This is a genomic window from Rhodobacter aestuarii (genome assembly GCF_900156655.1).
Classification (GTDB): Bacteria; Pseudomonadota; Alphaproteobacteria; order Rhodobacterales; family Rhodobacteraceae; genus Rhodobacter; species Rhodobacter aestuarii.
On the sequence record NZ_FTOG01000016.1, the window covers coordinates 26,639 to 49,365 of the forward strand.

At 61.6% G+C, this 22,727-nt stretch carries 19 protein-coding genes; 10 read left to right on the plus strand and 9 right to left on the minus strand.

From position 1 onward, the window contains the following. Nucleotides 1-161 precede the first annotated feature (161 nt). Genes BW967_RS17435 through BW967_RS17445 form a run of 3 tightly spaced genes read left to right on the plus strand, consistent with a single transcriptional unit; the run spans nt 162 to nt 2,760 of the window. A complete protein-coding gene (locus BW967_RS17435; RefSeq protein ID WP_076486376.1) occupies nt 162-959 on the plus strand; it encodes a UDP-2,3-diacylglucosamine diphosphatase in 798 nt (265 codons plus the stop codon). After that, nucleotides 956-2,077 carry a ceramide glucosyltransferase gene (locus tag BW967_RS17440; protein ID WP_076486377.1) on the plus strand — a complete coding sequence of 374 codons (1,122 nt, stop codon included), beginning with the start codon at nt 956-958 and terminating at the stop codon, nt 2,075-2,077. Before BW967_RS17435 ends, BW967_RS17440 begins: the two co-directional genes overlap by 4 nt. Continuing rightward, nucleotides 2,074-2,760 carry a glycosyltransferase gene (locus BW967_RS17445; protein ID WP_219907874.1) on the plus strand — a complete coding sequence of 229 codons (687 nt, stop codon included), beginning with the start codon at nt 2,074-2,076 and terminating at the stop codon, nt 2,758-2,760. The genes BW967_RS17440 and BW967_RS17445 overlap by 4 nt, the downstream gene beginning before the upstream one ends. Here the strand turns inward: BW967_RS17445 and BW967_RS17450 are convergent. The 3 genes from BW967_RS17450 to BW967_RS17460 all read right to left on the minus strand — a co-directional run bounded on the left by BW967_RS17450 (nt 2,754) and on the right by BW967_RS17460 (nt 5,953). Then, nucleotides 2,754-3,992, minus strand: a complete 1,239-nt coding sequence (locus tag BW967_RS17450; RefSeq protein ID WP_076486378.1) for an ROK family transcriptional regulator — start codon at nt 3,990-3,992, stop codon at nt 2,754-2,756. The genes BW967_RS17445 and BW967_RS17450 overlap by 7 nt on opposite strands. Before the next feature lie 160 nt (nt 3,993-4,152). Further along, complete coding sequence (gene ccrA, locus BW967_RS17455; RefSeq protein ID WP_076486379.1) at nt 4,153-5,445, minus strand: crotonyl-CoA carboxylase/reductase; 1,293 nt, start codon at nt 5,443-5,445, stop codon at nt 4,153-4,155. A gap of 175 nt (nt 5,446-5,620) precedes the next feature. After that, nucleotides 5,621-5,953, minus strand: coding sequence for a hypothetical protein (locus BW967_RS17460; protein WP_076486380.1), 333 nt, complete (start codon nt 5,951-5,953; stop codon nt 5,621-5,623). A 227-nt stretch (nt 5,954-6,180) separates the two neighbouring features. Here BW967_RS17460 and BW967_RS17470 point away from each other — a divergent pair, with 227 nt between their 5' ends. Further along, entirely contained in the window at nt 6,181-8,163 is a 1,983-nt protein-coding gene (locus BW967_RS17470; RefSeq protein ID WP_076486382.1) for a protein meaA, read from the plus strand. An 80-nt stretch (nt 8,164-8,243) separates the two neighbouring features. Here BW967_RS17470 and BW967_RS17475 read toward each other — a convergent pair whose 3' ends face one another. The 3 genes from BW967_RS17475 to BW967_RS17485 all read right to left on the minus strand — a co-directional run bounded on the left by BW967_RS17475 (nt 8,244) and on the right by BW967_RS17485 (nt 11,319). Then, complete coding sequence (locus BW967_RS17475) at nt 8,244-9,566, minus strand: TRAP transporter large permease (protein WP_076486383.1); 1,323 nt, start codon at nt 9,564-9,566, stop codon at nt 8,244-8,246. A 1-nt stretch (nt 9,567) separates the two neighbouring features. Beyond that, complete coding sequence (locus BW967_RS17480) at nt 9,568-10,251, minus strand: TRAP transporter small permease (protein ID WP_076486384.1); 684 nt, start codon at nt 10,249-10,251, stop codon at nt 9,568-9,570. A 66-nt stretch (nt 10,252-10,317) separates the two neighbouring features. Next, on the minus strand, nt 10,318-11,319 hold the full coding sequence (locus BW967_RS17485; protein WP_076486385.1) for a TRAP transporter substrate-binding protein: 1,002 nt from the start codon (nt 11,317-11,319) through the stop codon (nt 10,318-10,320). 126 nt (nt 11,320-11,445) lie between these two features. Here BW967_RS17485 and BW967_RS17490 point away from each other — a divergent pair, with 126 nt between their 5' ends. Further along, a complete protein-coding gene (locus BW967_RS17490; protein ID WP_245826616.1) occupies nt 11,446-13,434 on the plus strand; it encodes a sensor histidine kinase in 1,989 nt (662 codons plus the stop codon). Then, the gene (locus BW967_RS17495; RefSeq protein WP_076486387.1) at nt 13,431-14,030 is read left to right on the plus strand and encodes a response regulator transcription factor; all 600 of its coding nucleotides are present in this window, start codon (nt 13,431-13,433) and stop codon (nt 14,028-14,030) included. Before BW967_RS17490 ends, BW967_RS17495 begins: the two co-directional genes overlap by 4 nt. A 31-nt stretch (nt 14,031-14,061) precedes the next feature. Here the strand turns inward: BW967_RS17495 and BW967_RS17500 are convergent, their stop codons facing one another. Continuing rightward, nucleotides 14,062-14,805 (minus strand): TIM barrel protein, encoded by a 744-nt coding sequence (locus BW967_RS17500; protein ID WP_076486388.1) that lies wholly within the window; start codon nt 14,803-14,805, stop codon nt 14,062-14,064. Then, a complete protein-coding gene (locus BW967_RS17505; protein WP_076486389.1) occupies nt 14,806-15,393 on the minus strand; it encodes a DUF1285 domain-containing protein in 588 nt (195 codons plus the stop codon). It lies immediately after the preceding gene. 70 nt (nt 15,394-15,463) lie between these two features. Here BW967_RS17505 and BW967_RS17510 point away from each other — a divergent pair, with 70 nt between their 5' ends. From BW967_RS17510 to BW967_RS17525, 4 genes are read left to right on the plus strand one after another with little or no spacing between them, the layout of a single operon-like run. Next, nucleotides 15,464-16,477 carry an AAA family ATPase gene (locus tag BW967_RS17510; RefSeq protein WP_076486390.1) on the plus strand — a complete coding sequence of 338 codons (1,014 nt, stop codon included), beginning with the start codon at nt 15,464-15,466 and terminating at the stop codon, nt 16,475-16,477. Then, a complete protein-coding gene (locus BW967_RS17515) occupies nt 16,474-17,382 on the plus strand; it encodes a DUF58 domain-containing protein (protein WP_083952308.1) in 909 nt (302 codons plus the stop codon). Before BW967_RS17510 ends, BW967_RS17515 begins: the two co-directional genes overlap by 4 nt. Next, nucleotides 17,379-20,114, plus strand: coding sequence for a DUF4159 domain-containing protein (locus tag BW967_RS17520; RefSeq protein ID WP_076486391.1), 2,736 nt, complete (start codon nt 17,379-17,381; stop codon nt 20,112-20,114). Before BW967_RS17515 ends, BW967_RS17520 begins: the two co-directional genes overlap by 4 nt. Further along, entirely contained in the window at nt 20,114-22,207 is a 2,094-nt protein-coding gene (locus BW967_RS17525) for a hypothetical protein (RefSeq protein ID WP_076486403.1), read from the plus strand. Before BW967_RS17520 ends, BW967_RS17525 begins: the two co-directional genes overlap by 1 nt. Here BW967_RS17525 and BW967_RS17530 read toward each other — a convergent pair. Next, nucleotides 22,204-22,638 (minus strand): DUF1489 family protein, encoded by a 435-nt coding sequence (locus BW967_RS17530; protein ID WP_076486392.1) that lies wholly within the window; start codon nt 22,636-22,638, stop codon nt 22,204-22,206. The genes BW967_RS17525 and BW967_RS17530 overlap by 4 nt on opposite strands. Between the last annotated feature and the right edge of the window lie 89 nt (nt 22,639-22,727).

The following is a 22,727-nucleotide window of genomic DNA, read 5'->3' on the forward strand; positions in this document are numbered from 1 at the left end:
ATATCTGCCCCGAAATCTCGCAAATCACTGATTTGTGGCTGTGTTTCGGGGCATTTTCATCTGCGGCATAAAGCTGTGTCACGAAAGTTTCGTCACGCTGCAACGGAACCGTCTTCCCCGAGGTTCATGGCCTAGATGTGCCATCACCCCGGGGGGCCTACATGTTCGATACATCACGTCAACTGCCGCGCCGACGCTTCCGCACACTCTTTTTGTCCGACCTCCATCTGGGGGCGCGCGGGTGCCGCGCAGACGATATTCTTGAGTTTCTGAAAACTGTAGAAGCCGATACAATCTATTTGGTCGGCGATATCCTTGATATCTGGCACCCCGGCAAAGTGCATTGGGGCGCCAAACAGGATGCGATCTGGGAAGATTTGACCCGCCGCCAGACCGAGGGCGCCCGTGTGGTCTATTTGCCGGGCAACCATGATGCGGCTTTGCGACCGGGCGGTGGTGGGCGGCTTGATCGGTTTGAATGCGCTGATAGCCTGACGCATATCGCCGCTGATGGTGCCCGCTACCTTGTGCTGCATGGTGACCAATGCGATGCGCGGATCTTCCGCTTCCACCTAATGACCCGGATCGGCTCGCGTGCCGATGCCGCTTTGCGTGCTGTTGATGCATGGTTGCGCCATCTGCGCCCGTCGATGGAGCGGGGCGTTTTTGAATTGCTGATCTCGGGCGTGAACCAGTTGATGATGGTCGGCAACGGGTTTGAGCAGCGTTTGGCCGCGCTCGCAAAAGCGGGCAACCACGATGGCGTGGTGTGCGGCCACTTCCACAAGGCGGCGCTGCGGGAAAGCGACGGCATCACTTACGCCAATTGCGGCGATTGGGTCGATAGCCGCACCGCGCTGGTGGAGACCTTTGATGGCTCTTTGCAACTGATTGAATGGCAGGCCGCCCCCGAAGCCGTGCCCACATCCGGCCCGATGGCCGAAGGGATTACCCAATGATTTTTGCCTACCTCGCCCTTGGCTTTGCTGTTTTGGCCTTGGGGCTGCATCTCGCTTCGGCTGTCTTGACGATGCTTCGTTACCGCAAGCCCTCGCCGCGGAATTTGCCGGCTGATGCGCCGCTCATCACCTTGTTGCGCCCGGTTTGCGGGCTGGACAATCATGATGAGGAAACGCTCGGCTCAACCTTTCATCTAAGCTATCCGAACTTGGAGATCATCTTCTGCGCGGCGCGGGAAGAAGACCCGGCGGTGGCGCTCTTGCAAAAGCTGATCGCGCAGCACCCGCAGGTGAATGCACGCGTGATGGTGGGCGAAGACCGGATCACCGCGAACCCGAAGCTCAACAACCTTGAAAAAGGCTGGCAGGCGGCACGGGGTGACTTTGTCGCGATGACAGATTCTAACCTGCTTTTGCCGACCGATTACATCGAACAGCTTTTGGCCGCCTTCCGCCCCGACACCGGGCTGGTGACCTCTCCCCCGATTGGCGTGCGCGGCGAGGGCATGGCGGCGGCGCTGGAATGTGCCTTCCTCAATGGGTTCCAAGGGCGCTGGCAACTGGCGGCGGATAGCGTGGGGCTTGGCTATGCGCAGGGGAAAACGCTGATGTGGCGCCGCGACGTGCTGGAACGTGCCGGCGGGTTGGTGAGCCTTGGGCGCGATTTGGCAGAAGATGTCGCCTCCACCAAGCGCGTGCGCGATCAAGGGTTGAAGGTGCGCCTGACCCGGCAAGCTTTCACCCAACCGATTGGGCCGCGCAACTTTGGTGCTGTTTGGGCGCGGCAACTGCGTTGGGCCCGGGTGCGGCGCGATGGGTTTGTCGGGCTCTTTGCCGCTGAAATTCTGCTTGGACCGTTTGTGCCTTTGGCTGCGCTGGTGCCTCTGTTTGGCTGGGCGACCCTTCCCACCGCGCTGCCGTTCCTTGGCCTTTGGTATGGGGCAGAACTGGCGATGATGCGCTTTGCCGGTTGGCCCTCCAAACGCGAAGACATCACCGCAATGGTCCTTCGCGATCTGCTTTTGGCACCGCTTTGGCTGCAAACTTGGCGCAGTCGCGGTTTTGAATGGCGCGGCAGCGCGATGGCGCCGGGCGTCGTATCGGAGGTGAAGGTATGAAAGGTCTAAGCTGCATCATTCCCGCCTATAACGAGGCGCCCCGGATTGAGGCCGTTCTGAACTCGGTGATCGACCATCCGCTGATCGACGAGGTGATCGTGGTCGACGATGGTTCGCGCGATGGCACGGCAGAGATCGCCGCCCGCGTGCCCGGTATTCGGCTAATCCGCTTGCCGCAAAACCGGGGCAAAAGCTGGGCCGTGGCCGAAGGTGTGGCCGCAGCAGAGCATGAGTTGATCTTACTCTTGGATAGTGACCTTCTTGGGCTTGCACCGGAATCGCTTGCTTCGCTGATTTTTCCGGTGCGGGACGGTCGCGCCGACGTGACGATTTCCCTTCGGGGCAACGCGCCACTTTTGTGGCGGTTGATCGGGCTCGATTACATCTCGGGGGAACGTGTACTGCCCAAAGCACTGATCGGCGCACCTGAGGCCCTGCGCGCGCTGCCGCGTTTTGGGCTGGAAATGCACTTGAACCGGCGCATGATCGCGGCCCGCGCCCGGATCATGGTGGTGGAATGGCCCAAGGTCGCCAGCCCTTGGAAGGGTTCGAAGCGCGGCGCTTGGGAGGGGATCAAGGCCGACGCCAAGATGCTCGCCGATATGTTCCGCACGGTGCCGCTGCACAGCGCGATGGCGCAGATCTGGGCGATGATCGGGCTGCGCGCCCCGACGCTTTATTGATCGCGGGCGGGCGCGTCCGGTAGCCCGCCGAACTCGACCAAGAACTTCGCCGAAAGCGGCAGACTTGCCGCGCCAAGCGCACGCGCGAGTGGCCCTGCCGTGCCCGCCAAAATCTTCGGCGGGGTCATGCCAGAGAGGTCGATCTTTTCAAGCTCTTCCTCAATCGCGGCAATCAAACGGGAACGCAGCGCTTCCGGCAACCAGCCGTCAATCACCATCGCCTGCAGATCACACAAGCCCCCCGCAGAGGCTGCCACATGCGCCAGCGCCTTGGCGGCTTGGGCAATCCACGGGCCGACGATCTCTTCTTCCAATTCCCATTCCGGGGCAGATTCCCACAAAAACGCCCCGTCGCGACCACGCTCGACCAGCGCTTGCTCCAACGCACAAAGCGAGGCGAGTTCGACCAATTGCCGGGAACCGCCCGCACCATCTGGCACCGGCATCGATGCCAAGGCACCAGCATTGCCGCTGTGCCCCGCGAACATCGAGCCACCAAGAACCAACCCGCCGCCTACGAAAAAGCCCAAGAAGGCATAAACAAAATCGCGCGGCAGTTTATCTTTGCCAAAGATCAGTTCGGCATTGCAGGCCGCTGAAGCGTCATTTTCCAAAAGCACCGGCCAAGGCAGGTTTGCGCCCAGTTCCGTTCCAATATCGCGCTGGCGCCAATCATCCATCGCCCCAGCGGGCAGGCCAAGCCGTTCAGCCCAATCCCAAAGCTGAAACGGCAACCCAATCCCCAAACCTTGAATGCGGCTTTTCAGCGAGGCGGGAAGCGGTTCTGTCAGTTCCGCAATAGACTCGCGCGCAAACAGCAACACACCGTCCGGGCTTGGGTAGTCGTGGCGCATCACAGTGGAGGCACGCACCTCTCCCAAAAAGTCGATGAGCACCATTTCTGTGCGCCGCCGACCCACTTTGAGCCCCAAAAACAAAGCCCCATCGGGGGCAAGAGACATCGGCACCGTGGGTTGGCCCACCTTACCGCGCACCGGGGATTCGCGTTTCAGAAAACCGCCCGCTTCCAAGGCGCGCATGATCACGGAAACCGTCTGCGCCGAAAGCCCGGTGAGCCGTGCAATTTCAGATTTTGCGAGCGCGCCATGACGGCGAATCAAAGACAAAACAAGACGTTCATTGCGGGCACGCATCGCCGAGTGATCGGTGCCGATCTTGTTGGCGGGAGCCGCGCTCTCGCGCCCCGTTTCTTCTTTTGCCGAACCTTGCAAAATGGCCTCCTCCGCGCGACGCGGACAGAATGCTCCTGCGGCGTGATGCGGTCAAGAAATAAATAAATAACGCTGATTTATGCGCGCTTCTACTAAATGCATGCCATAAAAGCAAAAACCCGCGCCTACAAGGCGCGGGTTAGAGCCAAAGACCAGGCGATTACGCCTTGGGGCCAGCCTCCAGCGCATCTTCAAAGGTACGCAGCCCCGTCGTGGGCGCTTGCACCAAAACCGCCATATTGCCGGGTTTGTGCTTGTTGCGCAGCATCTTGGTATGCGCTTGCGGGATCTCCGCCCACGGGAACACTTCGGACATGCAGGGGTCGATCCGACGTTCCAGCATCATCCGGTTCGCCGCCGCCGCTTGTTTGAGGTGCGCGAAGTGCGAACCTTGCAGGCGCTTTTGGTGCATCCACATGTAGCGCACGTCAAAGGTGCAGTTAAAGCCCGAGGTGCCGGCGCAAATCACCACCATGCCGCCCTTTTTCACCACAAGGGTGGAAACGGGGAAGGTCGCTTCGCCGGGGTGCTCAAACACCATATCGACATTGACGCCTTTGCCGGTGATCTCCCAGATCGCCTTGCCGAATTTGCGCGCCTCGCCGAGCCATTCTTTATATTCGGGGCTGTTCACCGTGGGCAGTTGCCCCCAGCATTTGAAGTCTTTGCGGTTGATCACGCCTTTGGCGCCAAGGCCCATAACGAAATCGCGCTTATCTTCATCCGAGATGACGCCAATGGCATTGGCGCCCGCCGCGTTGATCAACTGAATGGCGAAACTGCCAAGACCGCCCGAGGCCCCCCAAACGAGCACATTTTGCCCCGGTTGCAGATCATGCGGCGCGTGGCCAAACAGCATCCGGTAGGCGGTGGCGAGCGTCAGGGTGTAGCAGGCGCTTTCTTCCCAGGTCAGGTGCTGCGGACGGCGCAGAAGTTGCTGCGCCTGCACACGGGTGAATTGCGAAAACGAGCCGTCATGCGTCTCATAGCCCCAAATCCGCTGGCTCGGCGAGAACATCGGGTCGCCGCCGTTGCACTCTTCATCGTCGCCATCGTCTTGGTTGCAGTGGATCACGACCTCGTCGCCCACTTTCCAGTTCTTCACCTTGTCGCCGACCTTCCAGACGATCCCAGACGCATCCGAACCAGCGATATGATAGGGCTGTTTGTGGCCATCGAACGGACTCACCGGCACGCCAAGACCGGCCCAAATCCCGTTGTAGTTCACGCCTGCGGCCATCACCAGAACCAGCACTTCGTGGCTGTCGATCTCCCAAGTGGGGACGACCTCAACTTGGAAGCTTTGCTCCGGCTCGCCGTGGCGGTCACGACGGATCGCCCATGCGTACATGTTCTTCGGAACATACCCGAGCGGCGGCATCTCGCCGATCTCGTAGAGGTCTTTCTCGGGGGCTTCGTAAGGCGCAATGCCGGTATTCTGATCGAGGGCCATCAGCGTCTCCTGGGTTTCGCCGCGCCGCAGAATCGAGGCGCTGTCCGGAAGGAGTTAACTGCGCATGCGCAACAATGCAATGCCTGACGTTGTGTTTTTGTAATTTTATGACCGCGCGACCGCAGCGTTTGTGAGACAGGCGGCCACTTCGGGCGAAGTTGGCCGCCTATTTGAGCTATCGATAGGTGAAAGTGCCAATTTCGCAGACGTTCACACCTTCCTTGATCAGCTCATCGCCATCCTCGAAAACGGCCTTAAAGTCGAACTTACAATAGCCCGATGCATCATCGAAATTGATGACCACAGAGTCACCCGAGGGCAGGACGTCCCGGCCAAGGATATCTTCTTCCCAACTATCCGACCCGGTATTCGAGCCATAAAACCGGACCATCGTGTAGCCCGTGACGTTGACAATCTTTACGCGCCGATCCAGCGCCGCAGCCGGTACCGCGATAGAAGCAAGCATGCCCGCAAGAGCGGCCATCGTCACAAATCGTCTGGACACCATGTTTTCCCCCTCTGGGATAGACCCATGCTGACTCGGCGTAATTGCCGATGCGCTAGCGTTACACAGCCACGTGATCAGTCAATTGATTGCGGCCAATAACTTTAAAGAATTTCGCTGTTTCAAACTTTGCCGCACCGCAGCGAATTGACAGCGACACATTGTTACGCGTATCAGCTTCATTGAATAACAATCTTGCGAACAAAGAATCGCCCGCGCCGGAGGCCGCCATGACCGACACGACGACACCCGCACCGCCCGCCAAGGACAAGCCTTGGCTGTTTCGCACCTATGCTGGCCATTCCACGGCAGAAAAATCGAATGCGCTTTATCGGATGAACCTTGCCAAGGGGCAGACGGGGCTTTCGGTTGCGTTCGATCTACCGACGCAGACGGGCTATGACAGCGATCACGTGCTGAGCCGGGGCGAAGTGGGCAAAGTCGGTGTGCCGGTGTGCCATTTGGGCGATATGCGCGCGCTCTTTGACCAAATCCCGCTTGAGCAGATGAACACCTCGATGACGATCAATGCCACCGCGCCGTGGCTGTTGTCGCTCTATATCGCGGTGGCCGAAGAGCAAGGGGCCGATGTCTCCAAGCTGCAAGGCACGGTGCAAAACGATCTGGTGAAAGAATATCTCTCGCGCGGCACCTATATTTGCCCGCCCAAACCCAGCCTCGCGATGATCACCGATGTGGCGGCCTATACCCGCGAAAATCTGCCCAAATGGAACCCGATGAACGTCTGTTCTTACCATTTGCAAGAAGCGGGCGCGACGCCGGAGCAGGAACTGGCCTTCGCGCTTGCCACGGGCATTGCGGTGCTCGATGATCTCAAGACCAAAGTCCCGGCGGACGGCTTCCCGGCGATGGTCGGACGGATTTCCTTCTTTGTGAATGCGGGCATCCGGTTCGTGACCGAGATGTGCAAGATGCGCGCCTTCACTGAGTTGTGGGATGAGATTTGCCGCGAGCGTTACGGGATTGAAGAAGAGAAATACCGCCGCTTCCGCTATGGCGTGCAGGTGAACAGCCTTGGGCTGACCGAGCAGCAGCCGGAAAACAACGTCTACCGGATCTTGATCGAGATGCTGGCGGTGACGCTTTCCAAGAACGCCCGCGCGCGTGCGGTGCAATTGCCCGCGTGGAACGAGGCTTTGGGCCTGCCGCGCCCGTGGGATCAGCAATGGTCACTGCGGATGCAGCAGATCATGGCCTATGAGACCGATTTGCTTGAATATGGCGATCTGTTCGATGGCAACCCGGCGGTGACCGCGAAGGTCGAAGACCTCAAAGCCGGGGCGCGGCAAGAGCTTGAAACGCTCGACGCGATGGGCGGGGCGATTGCCGCCATCGAATATATGAAAGGCCGCTTGGTCGAAAGTAACGCCGCGCGCCTTGGCCGGATTGAAGCCAATGAAACCGTGGTTGTGGGCGTGAACCGCTGGACCGAGGGCGAACCCTCGCCGCTTACCGCAGGCGATGGTGGCATCATGGTCGTCGACCCGGCGGTAGAAGCCGACCAAATCTCCCGGTTGGAAGCATGGCGCGCGGCCCGAGATACAGCCGCTGTTGAGGCCGCTCTTGCGCAACTGCGTGCCGATGCGGCGGCGGGCAAAAACGTCATGCCCGCCTCGATTGCAGCCGCCAAAGCGGGTGTGACCACGGGCGAATGGGCGGGCGTGATGCGCGCAGTCCATGGCGAATACCGTGGGCCAACGGGCGTGTCGCGCAGCCCCTCGAACCGCACGGAAGGGTTGGAAGACATTCGCGCCGCCGTCGACGCCGTTTCCACGCAACTGGGCCGGCGGCTCAAGTTCTTGGTCGGCAAGCCGGGGCTTGATGGGCACTCCAACGGGGCCGAGCAAATTGCCTTCCGCGCGCGCGATTGCGGGATGGACATTTCCTATGAAGGCATCCGCCTGACACCCGAACAAATCGTGGCGCAAGCGCTGGACGAAGGCGCGCATGTGGTCGGCCTGTCGATCTTGTCGGGCTCTCACCTGCCGCTGATTGAGGAGTTGATGGATCGGATGCGTGCCGCTGGCCTGACCCATGTTCCGGTGGTTGTGGGCGGCATCATCCCCGATGAGGATGCGGTGAAACTTAAAGCCTTCGGCGTCGCGCGGATCTACACGCCCAAGGATTTTGAGCTGAACCGGATCATGATGGATATCGTCGCACTCGCCACCCCCAGCGAAGCGGCAGCCTAAAAACCAAATCCCTTTGAGATCGAAAGGCCGCGCCCGGGCGAACCGGACGCGGCCTTTTTCGTCGGCAAAACCTCTTGCGCTTACATCCCCAAAAGTCCGGGTAGCGTCAGCGTGATCGCCGGCACATAGGTGATCAGAACGAGGAAGATCAGCATCGTCAGCAGCCACGGCCAAACGGCCACGGTCAGTTCTGTGATACCCATCTTGGTGATACCGCTCGCCACATAGAGGTTGAGCCCTACCGGCGGGTGACACATGCCGACTTCCATGTTCACAACGATCATGATGCCGAAATGCACCGGGTCAATGCCAAGCCGCACCGCCACCGGGAACAGGATCGGAGCCATGATCAACACGATCGACGAGGGCTCCATGAAGTTGCCCGCTGCCAACAGCAGCACGTTCACGATGATCAGGAACATCCACCAGTTCAGCCCGGCGTCCACCATCCAGTTGCCCAGCGCTTGGGGAATGCCCTCATGCGTCATCAAGAAGGAGAAGAGCACCGCATTGGTGATGATATAAAGCAGCATCGCCGACATGTTGGCCGAGGCCAAAAGCACACGCGGCACATCGCGCAGCGTCAGGTCTTTATAGACGAAGACCGAAATCACGAAAGCATAGACCGCGCTCATCGCCGCTGCTTCGGTGGGGGTAAAGATGCCTGCATAAATCCCGCCGATCACGACGATGATCAGCAACAACCCCCACATGGCTTCGCGAAACGCCGTCCAACGCTCGCGGAAGCTGGCCTTGGGCAGGCGCGGATAGTTGTTCTTGCGCGCCCGATACCAGGTGGTGAAGGCCAGAAAACCGGCCAGCATCATCCCCGGCACCACACCCGCGATGAAGAGCTCACCAACCGAGGCGGCATCGACCACCTCGCCGTCCGGCCCTTCGACCAGCATGCCAGAGGTTGCAACCGCATACATCACCATCACGATCGAAGGCGGGATCAAGATGCCCAGCGCACCCGAGGTGGTGATCACGCCCGCACCAAATTGCTTCGGGAAGCCCTGCGCCACCATAGCGGGCAAGATCACTGAGCCGATGGCGACCACGGTCGCGGGCGACGAACCAGACACCGCCGCAAAGAGCGCACAGGCAAACACGCCCGCCAGCGCCAGACCGCCATGCCAATGCCCAACCGAGGCGGTGGCGAAATTGATCATCCGCTTTGCCACGCCGCCATGGGTGAGGAAGTTGCCCGCCAGAATGAAGAACGGGATCGCCATGATCTCGAACTTCTCAATCCCGGTGAAAAGCTTCAGCGCCACGGTATCAATCGGCACTTCGGTCATGGTGAAAAGGAAGGTCAGCACCGTCAGGCCAAGCGAGATCGAGATTGGCATGCCGGTCAGCATCAGGGCGATCAGCAGCCCGAAAATGATCAAAGCGCTCATCTCACTTGTCCTTTTCTTTTTCGACAAGGTCGCGGGGCGTCAGCGGCGAATGCAGATAGGCATCGCCCAGCTCGTCAATCCCCTCGTCTTCGGTATCCACCCCATCGACATGGCCATGGTCGTGATGCGGCAATTCCCCGGTGCGGGCAAAGCTGACGGCCACTTGCAAGAAGCGGAAGCACATCAGCGAGGAGCCAAGCGGAATGGCGAGATAGACAATCCACATCGGCACTTCGAGATCGGGTGAGATCGAGGAGGCGTAATACATGTGATGGACGAAATTGCCGCCCAGCACCGCGATAATCCCGGTGAACAGCGCGCCAGCCGAGAGCCCAAACAGAATGAAGAACTTCCGTTTCGCTGCATCAAGCCGGTTGATCAGCACGTCAATGCCGACATGGATGCCGGTGCGCACCCCATAAGCCGCACCAAATTTCGCCATCCAAACGAACAGAATGATCGTCAGTTCTTGCGCCCAAACGAGGTTGATATTGCGCAGGCTCAGATAGGCGCTTTTGGCCATGGCTGAGGCCTCGGGCATATCATGCACCCGGAAATAACGAACAAAATCGGCAACGAAGCCAAGAGCGAAACGATGAGTGACCGAGGCAAAGATCAGAACCGTCGCCGTGGCAATCAGCACGGCGATCAGCACTTCTTCGGCCCGGTCGAGGATGCGCAGCATGGCGGCCCCCGTCAGGCAAAGTCATGGGAAAAGGCGGCCCGCGTGGGGCCGCCCGGTGAGTGATGGTTATTCCGCGGTGGCGGCTTTGACGGCGGCGATCGTCTCCGCGCCGATCCGATCCGCCATTTCTTCGTGAACCGGAGCCAAAGCCGCGATCCATTCGGCGCGCTCTTCTTCGGTCAGTTCGTGGAAGGTGGTGGTGCCGGTTTCCATCATCGCGGCCAGCGCCTTGTCGTTTTCTTCTTTGGCGATACCGTTGGCATATTCGGTCGCTTCGGCCATCGCTTTTTCAAGACCAGCGCGCACATCTTCGGGCAGGCCATCCCAGAATTGCTTGTTCACGATCACCGCATAGCCAAGGTAGCCGTGATACGAGAGCGTCGCATCCGACTGCACCTCGTTCATTTTCTGGGTGTACATGTTCGACGGCGGGTTTTCGGTGCCATCCACAACGCCGGTTTGCAGCGCTTGATACACTTCCGAGAACGCCATGACTTGCGGCACCGCGCCCAGCGCGTTCATTTCCGCTTCCAGCACTTTCGAGGATTGAATGCGCATTTTCAGGCCGAGGAAGTCATCCGGCACATGCAGCGGGCTGTTGGCCGACATGACTTTGAAGCCGTTATCCCAATAGGCCAGACCCGCAATGCCTTTATCGGCCAGCTTGTCGAACAGCATTTTGCCAACGTCACCTTGGGTGACTTTGTGCAGCGCGTCATAGCTCGGGAAGATGAAGGGCAGATCGAAGACTTCGAAATCTTGCACGCCGAGCGGGCCGAATTTGGCCAACGAGGGGGCGAGCATTTGCACCGCACCCAGTTGCAGCGCTTCAAGCTCTTCTTTGTCTTTGTAAAGTTGGCTGTTGGGGTAGACCTCCACATCCACCGCACCATCCGTGTAAAGCTCGGCCAGTTCCTCAAACTTCGCCGCGCCTTTGCCTTTGGGCGTGTCGGGCGAGACAACGTGGCTGAACTTGAGCACGATCGGCTCGGCCACAGCCGGGGCGGCAATGGCAAGGGTCAGGGCGGTGGCGCCCGCGAGGGCCCCAAGAATACGACGCGTCAACATATGATTCTCCTCCGTCTCCGCTCTCCTTGGCGGAACGCGCGCCTTATTGCGCAATAATCTTGCGCGGCGCTATTGCGGCTTTCCGCAATCGTTATCCGTGCTATGGGTCGGAAGAAAGGAACGACCGTGGGATTGTTTGGCAAACGCAAGGCCGCCGCCCAGCCTCAGGAGGCCGAGGTTTGGAGTGCGTCTGAGGTGCTGGGGGCACAGCGCGTGGACCTGTTGGCGCTGATCCCGCTGGTGGCAATTGTTGCGCTGGTCGGGCTTGTGGGCACGCTGGTTTTCCTTGTGGCGCAAGCCGATGCCACCCGCGCACGGGCAAAACTGGCAACCGATGCGCTGTGGGTAGAACAGACGCTCAGCTTTCAAATGTCGGTCGATGAAGATCAGCTAGTCCGGCTGGCCTTGGATGCGGCAGGTGGCACGGCGCAAAACCTCCTGAATGCGCGGGCACGGCTTCATATCACCTCAAACCCAGAAACTTTGGGTATTCGCTGGTATGGCGTTGATGGACGGCTTGTGGCCGCGCAGCCCGAAAGCCCTGATCACGGTGAAGGGGCGTTGGCCGCGCAACTTTTGGCCTCTGGCGCGGTTACGGCGCGCCCGGTTTATAGCTCTGTGCGCAATGGGGTCGTGTCGCTCGCGCAGCGCATCTCGGCCAATGGCGGAGTAGTCGTCGCCTCCGTCTCTTTGCCGATGATGCTGGAGCGCCATATCCCTTGGTGGATTGCCGAACAATATGGCGTCCGGGTGACGGATGCCTCTGGCACTTTGGCGGAGCGCGCGCGCCGCCCTGTGGCTGAGGGCGCGCCGTATCATGGGATCAGTTTCGATCCGCCGCTTGCAGGCACCACGCTGGAGATCATGGCCTATGATGCGCCACCAGTGATTGGCCCCTCGGCGCTGATTGCCGCGATTGGGGCGCTTTCCGTCTTTGCCATTTTAGCTCTGGCCGCCCTACATCGCAGCGCCACCCGCCGTCGCAGTGCGGAAGAACGGCTCCATGCCGAAATGGCCTTTCGTCGGGCGATGGAAGAAAGCCTGACGGTGGGCATGCGTGCCAAGGATTTGCAGGGCCGCATTCTTTATGTGAACGCCGCTTTTTGCAAATTGGTGGGCTACACGGCCGAGGAGTTGGTGGGCCGCGCCTCTCCGATGCCCTATTGGGCCTTTGACACAATGGAAGAAACGCTCGCTCGGCAGCGGCAGTTGACCGAAGGGCCAGCCGTGCCGCAAGCCTTTGAAACGCGTTTTCGGCGTGCCGACGGGGTTGAGATAGAGGTGCAGGTCTATGAAGCCCCGCTGATTGATGCGGGGGGCAAGCATCGCGGTTGGATGGGCTCCATCATCGACATCACCGAGGCAAAGGGCGCCGCGCGGCGCGCCCGCGCCCAAGATGAAAGCCTGGCCCGCACCGGGCGCTTGGTGACGTTGGGCGAGATGGCCTCGACCCTGGCGCATGAGTTGAACCAGCCGCTTGCGGCCATTGCCTCTTATGCGGCGGGAGGGCTGAACCTTTTTGAACAGCCCGAGCCCGATATGGGGATGCTGCGCCAAGCGTTTGAAAAGATGGCGACCCAAGCGCGCCGCGCGGGGGAGATTATTCGCAGGGTGCAAGATTTTGTGCGCAAGCGCGCGCCGCAACTTGGCCCGCTTGATTTGCCCGAGGTGGTGGCCGATGCCATTGCGATGATGGCGCCTTTGGCGCGCGAAAACCGGGTGAAGCTATCAAGCGTGATTGCGGGGCAGATCCCGCCCGTCAGCGCGGATCGGATCTTGATCGAACAGGTGTTGGTGAACCTGATCCGCAATGGCATTGAGGCAATGGCGGAGGGGCCGCGCACCGGCCCAGAACTTGAGGTGCGGCTCACCCATGGCGAGAGCATGGTGTTCTTGGAGGTGGTGGACGCTGGGCCGGGGATTTCTGATACTGTGGCCGCCAGCCTGTTTGACCCCTTCACCTCCACCAAATCCGAGGGCATGGGGATGGGGCTGAACATCTGTCGGTCGATTGTGGAATTGCACCACGGGCGGCTCGTCTATCACCCCCGCCCCGAAGGCGGCACAAGCTTCACCTTCACCTTGCCGGTGCACAGCGAAGGAGGCCCTGCATGAGCGACACCGTCCATATCGTCGATGACGAGGAAGGTCTGCGCGACAGCCTGAGCTTTCTTTTTGCCTCGCGCGGGATTGCGGCGCAGGGCTGGCCCTCGGGGGAGGCGGCGCTGGCGGCATGGCCCCTGCCCGATTGTGGCTGCCTCATTCTTGATGTGCGGATGGAGGGGATCTCTGGTCCGCAACTGCTTGATGCGCTGCAAGCGCTGCCCGGCCAGCCGCTCATTCCCCCGGTGATCTTTTTGACCGGCCATGCCGATGTGCCGCTTGCGGTCGAGGCGCTGAAATCGGGTGCTTTTGACTTTGTCGAAAAGCCGTTCAACGACAACCACATCGTCGATATCGCGCTGTCTGCGATGGCGGCCCACGCCGGGCGCTTGGCTGAAGCGCAGGCCCGCGAAGCGGTCGAGGCGCGGCGGGCGAGCCTTTCCGCGCGGGAGGCCGAGGTGATGGAATTGATGCTGGAAGGGCTGATGAACAAGCAAATCGCCGACAGCCTTGGCATTGCCATGCGCACCGTTGAAGTGCACCGCTCGCGCGTGCTCGCCAAGATGGGCGCCCGCAACATTGCCGATCTTGCCCGAATGATTTCTTAATTTCGGAAAGTTGCAAAGCTGCTGTTAAAACTCATTTCTTTGCCGCCGAAAGCCAGCCCAATTCTGCCGAGGTCGTCAGTTTCGGCACATAATCGGCGCTGATCCAGCCTTTGAATTTGTCTTTCGACACCTGCTTGAAGAGCGCCTTAAGGTCCAGCCCATCGCTACCGGGCGTTGACCTGTCTGGGGCCGCAGCAAGGCGGATCAGTTTTACCTGCGGCGCAAAGCGCTCCCAAAGCGCCAACGGCGCTGCGCCCAAGGCCACCGCTTCGCAAGTATCGAGCAAAAGGCCAAGGTTGGGCTGCGAGACGGCGTCAAGCACCTCGGCCAGCTGATCATAACCCGTCAGAAAGTCGCCGCTCGCATAGGGGGCTATCGCGAACACGCGTTTGGGCGCGGCATCGCAGGCCCAGCGCAGATTTTCGACCAAGGTTGCGAAATCGCCCTCCGGCCCCGCGCGCAACTCGACCACGGCCGGTTTAAGCACATCAGCATAGCGCGCCATGCGTTTGAAATCGCGCTGAAACCGATCTTGCCCATCACGTGCCGCTGCAAAGCCGGGCAATGCGCCAGTATAATTGGGGGGCGGCGCCTGCATGGAGGTGAATACAAGCCCGTTCATCACCAGACGGTCGCGCAAATCCTGCACTGGCCCATCATAGGGGGCGGGCAAGCTGATACCACTAAACCCCGCCGCCTGCGCCGCGCCAAACCGCGCCGGTTCGGGCAGTTCCAAAAACAGCGTGGACAAATCCGCCGCCAAGCGCAGCCGCATTTACAAATCCGCCATCCGGGTGATCGGGAAGAACACACCGCCCGAGGTGAGGCCGAGCCAATCTTCGCCCTCATGCGGCACGGGCTCGGCGATATCTACCAACCTATAGAAGGTTTTGCGGTCAATCCGCGCCTCAAGCCCACGGCGCACATGCACATAGGGGCGCGGCTCGCCATCGCTTGCAAATTGGACCCGGATCGGGTTTTCCGGCCCCGCGGTGACCGTATCGCCCACATTGGTGGTAAAGGTCAGATCGCTGCCCTCGGCCACGCAATCCACCGCGATAAAGGGCGCATCCTCGACCCGGATACCCACCTTTTCCACCGGGGTGACAAGGAAATACTTGCCCTCTTCCAGCTTCAGGATCGAAGCGAAAAGCTTCACCAAAGCCTCGCGCCCCATCGGCGTGCCTTGGTAAAACCACGTTCCATCGGTGCGGATTTCCATATCGAGATCGCCACAAAAGGGCGGGTTCCACAAATGCACGGGCGGCGGGCCTTTTTTGCTAGCGGCACGGGCGGCTGCGGCCAGCCCATCGGCATTTGGCGCGGGCTTCACGGTGTTTTGTGTCTCAGATCTATCCGTCATCGGCTCTTTGCGGTTGGGGAAAGGGCAGTTACATGTTTTCCTGATCCTATCGCGCAATCGGAGCCCTGTCATGAGTGAGACCGAAACCCTCGTCGCCGACATTGACCACCTCGGCACGAAGCTGGCCATGGCCCGTGCCTCGGTCAACCGCCGTTTTATTGGGCAGGAACGGGTGGTTGAGCTGACGCTCGCCGCGATGCTGTCGGGCGGGCATGCGCTGCTGGTGGGCCTGCCGGGTCTGGGCAAAACCATGCTGGTGGATACGCTTGCCACCGTTATGGGCCTTGCGCCAAGCCGCATCCAATTCACGCCCGACCTGATGCCCGCCGATATTTTGGGCTCTGAAGTGCTTGAAACCGCCGCCGATGGCAGCCGCGCGTTTCGCTTTTTGGAAGGGCCGATCTTTTGTCAGCTTTTGATGGCGGATGAGATCAACCGTGCTAGCCCCCGCACGCAATCAGCCCTTTTGCAGGCGATGCAAGAACGCGAGGTGACGGTAGCCGGGGTGCATCGCCCGCTGGGCCCGCCCTTCCATGTGCTCGCGACGCAAAACCCGATTGAACAAGAAGGCACCTATCCGCTGCCCGAGGCGCAGCTGGACCGGTTCTTGGTGCAGGTGGATGTCGAATATCCGACCCGCGCCACCGAGCGTGATATTTTGCTCGCCACCACAGGCGTGGAAAGCGCCGAAGCCGTGCAGGTGTTTACCGCCGAGGAATTGATCGCCGCACAAGCTTTGGTGCGGCGGATGCCGGTGGGCGATACCGTTGTGGAAGCGATCCTTGATCTGGTGCGCGCTTGTCGCCCCGGCGAGCCAGAGGCCCGCACCATCGCCCGCGATGCCTTGGCTTGGGGGCCGGGGCCGCGCGCGGCGCAGGCGCTGATGCTCACCGTGCGGGCGCGCGCGCTCCTGAATGGCCGTTTGGCCCCCTCGGTTGCCGATGTGGCGGCGCTGGCGCGGCCCGTGCTCAGCCACCGCATGGCGTTGACCTTCGCGGCCCGGGCACGCGGCGAAACGCTGTCTGCCATCATCGCGCGGATCGTCACCGAAGTGCTCGGCGATGCCGCCGAGGATGCTGCGTGAGCGACCCGGTGCAGGACGCGGCGGCGCGCGATCTGCGCCGTGCCGCCGAGACAGAGGCCGCCGCGCTGCCCGCCTTGCTGATCGCGGCAGAGCATTTGGCCAATACGGTGCAGATGGGCGGGCATGGCCGCCGCCGCGCGGGTGCGGGCGAGGAATTCTGGCAATACCGCCCCGCCCATTCGGGCGACGCCGCGCGGTTTGTGGATTGGCGCCGCTCGGCCCGGTCAGACACGCAATTCATCCGCGAGCGCGAGATGCAAAACGCGCAATCGCTGCATCTTTGGGTCGATCCGGCCAATTCGATGCGCTTCACCGGTGCAGCCACGGGCCGTGCTGCCCGGCCCGAAAAACGCGACCGGGCGCAGGTGTTGGCACTGGCACTCGGCATCTCGGCCTTGCGAGCTGGCGAACGCGTAGGGCTTGCAAGCCCGCTTGCCCCGCCGCGCCCCGGCAAGGCGCATTTGCTGACCTTGGCGCAAGCACTCACCGCGCAGTCGAGTGAGGCGGATTACGGCACGCCCGATCTGAGCGCCGTCGCGCCGCAGTCTGAGGTGGTGCTGATTTCCGATTTTCTAGGTGATCCAGCCGCGATTGAAGCGGCGCTCACGGGTGTGGCCGAGCATGGGGTAAAAGGCGCACTCTTGCAGGTTTTGGACCCGGCAGAGGAAGACTTCCCCTTTGACGGGCGCACGATCTTCACCTCGATGGCCGGCGCAGTGCGGTTTGAAACCCGCGAGGCGGCGGGGCTGCGCGCGCGCTACCGCGAACGCTTGGCCGAACGGCGCGACAGATTAGAAACGCTTGCCGCCCGCGCGGGCTGGGCCTTTTCCACCCATCACACCGGCGCCCCCGCGCAATCGGCGCTTTTGTGGCTGCATGGCGCGCTTGGGGGGGCTTGGCGATGATGGCGCTTGGCCCCTTGGGCTTCACCGCCCCTTGGTTGCTTTTGGGCTTGGCCGCGCTGCCCGCGCTATGGTGGCTGTTGCGCGCGGTGCCGCCTGCGCCTATCAAGCGCCGCTTTCCCGGCGTTGTTCTGCTTTTGGGCCTGCCCGATGAAGAGACACAGGCCGAACGCACGCCGTGGTGGCTTTTGGCCTTGCGGATGCTTGCCTTAGCGGCGGCAATCATTGGCTTTGCGGGTCCGGTGCTCAACCCCGAGCCCGTGCAAACCGCCCGCGGCCCGCTTTTGATCTTGGTGGATGGCAGTTGGGCCTCGGCGCGCGATTGGCCGCGCCGGGTGGAGCGGATGACCCGCGCCTTGGATGAGGCGGCCGCAGCCGGGCGTCCGGTGGCTTTGGTGAACCTTTCCGACCCACCGCCCGCGCCGCCCCCCTTTGCTGAGGCAGCAGATCTGCGCCGCAGCTTGGCCGGGGTGAAACCGCAGCCTTGGGAACCCGCGATTGAGACCGCGCCGGAAAGCTTTTTGCCTGAGGGAAACTTTGACACGCTGTGGCTTTCCGACGGGCTGAACCGCATGGGCCGGGGCGCGTTGTTGCGCGCGGTTACGCAGCGCGGCATGGTCAAGGTCTGGCAACCCGGCACGCCGGTTTTGGCACTGGGCGCGGCGGCGGTGGAGGGCACGCAATTGCGCGTGCCGCTTTTGGCCAGCACGCCAATCACCCAACCGCTGGAAGTGGTGGCCTATGGCACCGACCCATCGGGGGCAGAGCGCGAGCTGGCGCGGGTTGACGTGGGTGTTCAGGCCGACGGCACAGGCGAGGCGCTCGTTGCTTTGCCGCCCGAATTGCGCAACCGCATCAGCCGGTTTGAGATTGCGGGCCAACGCAGCGCCGGGGCGGTAAGCCTTACCGACGATGCGCAAAAGCGCCGCAAGGTCGCGCTGATTTCCGGCTCTACCGCGCGCGAAGGGCTCGAACTGCTCGCCCCCACCCATTACCTGCGCCAAGCCCTCGCCCCGAGCGCGGATTTGATCGAGGCGACGCTGTCAGACGCGCTTTTGACGAAACCCGATGTGATCATTCTCGCCGATATCGGCGATGTGGCCGAGGCGGATCGTGTCGCCGAATGGTTGGAAGAGGGGGGGCTCTTGATCCGCTTTGCCGGGCCGCGCCTTGCAGCCTCGGATATCACCAATAACTCTCTCTTGCCTGTCTCTCTGCGTCAGGGCGGGCGCTCCATCGGCGGCACCATGAGTTGGGGTGAGCCGCGCCGAATTGCCCCTTTTGCCGAGGGCTCCCCCTTTTCGGGGTTGGTTGTCCCCGAAGAGGTCACGGTGCGCGAACAGGTAATGGCAGAGCCCGGCCCCGACCTTGGCGCGCATACGATTGCCGCGCTCGCCGATGGCACGCCGCTGGTGACGCGTTCGGCCTTTGGGCAGGGCGAGATTGTTTTGTTCCACGTTACGGCCAATGCCGAATGGTCGAACCTCCCGCTTTCGGGCCTTTTTCCGCAAATGCTGGAGCGGCTTTCGGTGTTGGCGCGTCCGGTCGCCCCATCGGCAGAAGATTTGGCCGGGCAGATATTCACGCCGCTCAAACGGCTTGATGGGTTTGGGGCGCTCTCCACCACCGAGGCGGCGGCGGGCGTGAAGGGGGAGGATTTGGCCGAGGGGCCACCCGGCCCCGACCTGCCGCCGGGGCTTTATGGGGCCGAGGGGCGGGTTTTGGCGCTAAACGCTTTGCCGCCGGGGCGCCAGCTTGCGCCCGCCACTTGGCCCGCAAATGTGGTGCTGGAGGCCGAGGGCAGCGCACGCCAAACCGCGCTGCAAGCACCGCTTCTTCTGGCCGCGCTGCTCGCCCTGTTGCTTGATGCGCTCGCCACGCTCTCCCTGTCTGGACGGTTGCGCGGTGCGCGGGTGGCGGTGCTTGTTGCGCTGGCGCTTGGCCTTGCGCCGATAGATAGTCCCGCGCAGGAAGCGATGGACGAGGCCCGCGCGATTGCTGCCGCTGATAATGTTGTGCTGGCCTATATGCCCTCGGGCGATGCGCAGATGGATGATATCTCAAACGCGGGGCTGCGGGGTTTGAGCCAAATTCTGACCCGGCGCACCACAGTGGAGCCTTCGGCCCCGATGGCCGTCGATTTGGAAAGTGATGATCTGGCGCTTTTCACACTGATTTATTGGCCGATCAACGCCGCCTCGCCCAGCCCCTCGCCTGCGGGATATGCCAAGCTAAATCGCTTTTTGCGTGGCGGTGGGATGATCTTATTTGATACCCGCGATGCCGATCTTTCGGGCTTTGGCACCGCGACCGAGGCAGGGCAAAGGTTGCAAGCGTTGGCCGCGCCGCTCGATATTCCGCCGCTTGCCCCTTTGCCGGCCGACCATGTGCTGACGCGGGCGTTTTATCTGCTGCAAACCATGCCGGGGCGTTACGATGGGCCGATCTGGGTGGAAGCCGCGCCGCTTGATGCCGAACAGGCGGAGGGCATGCCATTTCGAAACCTCAATGACGGGGTGACGCCCGTAGTGATTGGCGGCAATGACTGGGCCGCCGCTTGGGCCGTTGGCGAAACCGGGCAGCCGACCTTCCCGGTGGGGCGCGGCTCAGCAGGTGAGCGGCAGCGCGAGATAGCCTATCGTTTCGGGGTGAATTTGGTGATGCATGTGCTGACCGGCAATTACAAATCCGATCAGGTGCATGTGCCTGCGCTGCTAGAAAGGCTGGGGCAATGATGGGCGGCACACTCACCTTTGCGCCGCTGTTGCCTTGGCCTGTTTTGGCGGCGGTCGCCACGTGTGCAGCATTCCTACTGCTTTTCGCACTGTGGCGGGGCTTGAATGGCTGGGCCTTGCGTGGGTTGGCGGTCTTGGCGCTTTTTGGCGCACTGGCACAACCCTCGATCCAGACCGAGGAAGAGACGCCACTGTCCGATATTGTGCTGTTGGTCGATGACCGGTCAGCCTCACAAACGCTGCCGGGGCGTGAAGATCAAACCGATGCAGCCCTGCGCCGGATCGCGGCGGAAATTGCCGTACTCCCCAATACTGAACTGCGCCGCGCCACCGTGCCCGATGATCTGGGCAATGCAGGCACGCTACTGGGCGCGACGCTGACGGAAGCGCTCGCCGCAGAGCCGCGCGGGCGCGTTGCGGGGGTGGTTGTGGTTTCCGATGGGCGGCTGCACGACCCCGAAGCGCTCCCTGATGTGCCTGCACCGCTGCATTTGCTGCTTACCGGGCGCGCGCGGGATTGGGACCGGCGGTTGGTCATTCAAACTGCACCCGCCTTTGGCATTATTGGCGAGGAAACCACAATCCGGTTGCGGATCGAAGATAGTGGCGCGGTGCCTGCCTCGGTTGGGCAAATGGCAATGCTGACCATTGCCATCGATGGCGGGCAGTCGCGGCAATATACGGTTGAGGTGGGCCAAGATTTGGAACTGCCCTTGGTGTTGGAGCATGGCGGGCAGAATGTGGTGCAATTCACCTTGGCCGAAACGCCGGGCGAATTGACCACGCGCAACAATGCCGCCGTGGTGCAAATAAACGGGGTGCGGGACAGGTTGCGGGTGCTTTTGGTCTCGGGCCAGCCCCATGCGGGCGAGCGCACATGGCGCAACCTGCTGAAATCCGATGCCGGGGTGGATTTGGTGCATTTTACCATTTTGCGCCCGACCGAAAAACATGATGGCACGCCTGTCTCCGAACTTTCGCTGATCGCCTTCCCGACGCAGGAACTGTTTTTGGAAAAGATCGACCAGTTCGATCTGATCATCTTTGACCGCTATGCCGCGCGGGGCATTTTGCCAGCCGCCTATTTCGAAAATATCCGCGCTTATGTAGAGCGTGGCGGCGCGGTTCTGGTTTCTGCCGGGCCGGAATTTGCGACGGTGGAAAGCCTGTGGCAAACGCCGCTCGGCACGATTTTGCCCGCACGGCCCACGGGGCGGGTGTTCTCCGAAGGGTTCCTGCCGCGTCCGACCGAACTTGGCCTGCGCCATCCGGTGACGGCGGGGCTTGAGGCGGCGCCGCCGGTTGAAGGCGACCAAGACGCCCCGCATTGGGGCCGCTGGCTGCGCCAGATCGCGCTGGCCCAACCCACCGGCGAGGTGGTGATGAAGGGGCTCAACGACAGTCCGCTCTTGGTGCTGTCGCGCGCGGGCGAGGGGCGCGTGGCGCTTTTGGGCTCTGATCACGCATGGCTCTGGGATCGCGGTTTTGAAGGCGGAGGCCCGCAACTCGAACTTCTGCGCAGGATTGCCCATTGGGCGATGAAGGAACCCGATCTGGAGGAAGAGGCGCTACAGGCCGAGGTGGAGCCGGGCACACTGTCGCTTTCGATCACGCGCCGCACGATGCAAGACAGCATTGGCCCGCTAACGATTACGGGGCCGGATGGGGAAAGCGAAACCCTGACCTTGCCAGAGGTGGAGCCGGGTCGCTTTGCGATGCTTTGGGAGGCCCCAAGCGCCGGGCTTTATCGGCTGACCCAAGATGACCTTGAGCGCGTTGTGGCGCTTGGCCCCGCCAGCCCGAAGGAATTTGAAAACCCGGTGGCTTCGGGCGAAGACATGGCGGTGGTTCTGGCCGCCACGGGCGGTGCAGAAAAGGCGGTAGAGGATGGCATTCCAGCCTTGCGGCGCGTGAACGCGGGGCGGCCTGCCTTTGGTCGCGACTGGATCGGCATCACACCGCGCGAGGTGTATGATGTGACCGATATTCGCCGTGATGCCTTGTTGCCCGGTTGGGCGTGGCTCTTGCTTGCCGCAGGCTTCAGCGTCGCCGCATGGCTGCTGGAAGGCCGCCGTAAACGTTTAGCGGCTTAACGTAGGCCGATCTCAGACAGCATAGTTTGCAATTCGCGCGGCAGGGGCTCTTCGCGCGCGGTGCTGGTGCGCAAATCTTGCGGCGCGTCCGTGCCCGGAAAATAGCGCCAGCCTTGGAACGGGCGGCGCGGCACGGCCTCGGTGCGGATCACGTTTTTATCAAGCACAAAGGCGCAGCGCGTGACGCCATCCGCCCCGGTCACGGGTTGCAGATCCAAAATCTGCTGACGCGCCAGAATCACCCCTTTGATCACCCAGTAAAGCGAGCCCCCCGCCAGCACCTCATCGGCGCGTTTCGGCCACATCCGCGTGACATGCACCGCAGAACCCGCGCCAAAATGCGCCTTTTGCCAGTTGATCAGGTCTTCAACGCTTTCTGCCCCAACACAGAGTTTGAGGATATGCAGCGCTTCGGTATGGTTTTCGGGCATTTCGTCTTTCCCCTTCGGACGATCCACAATATAGGGGCCCCTCGCCAAGGGCAACGCGTTGACCCACTTGGCCCCAAACTCTATCTTAT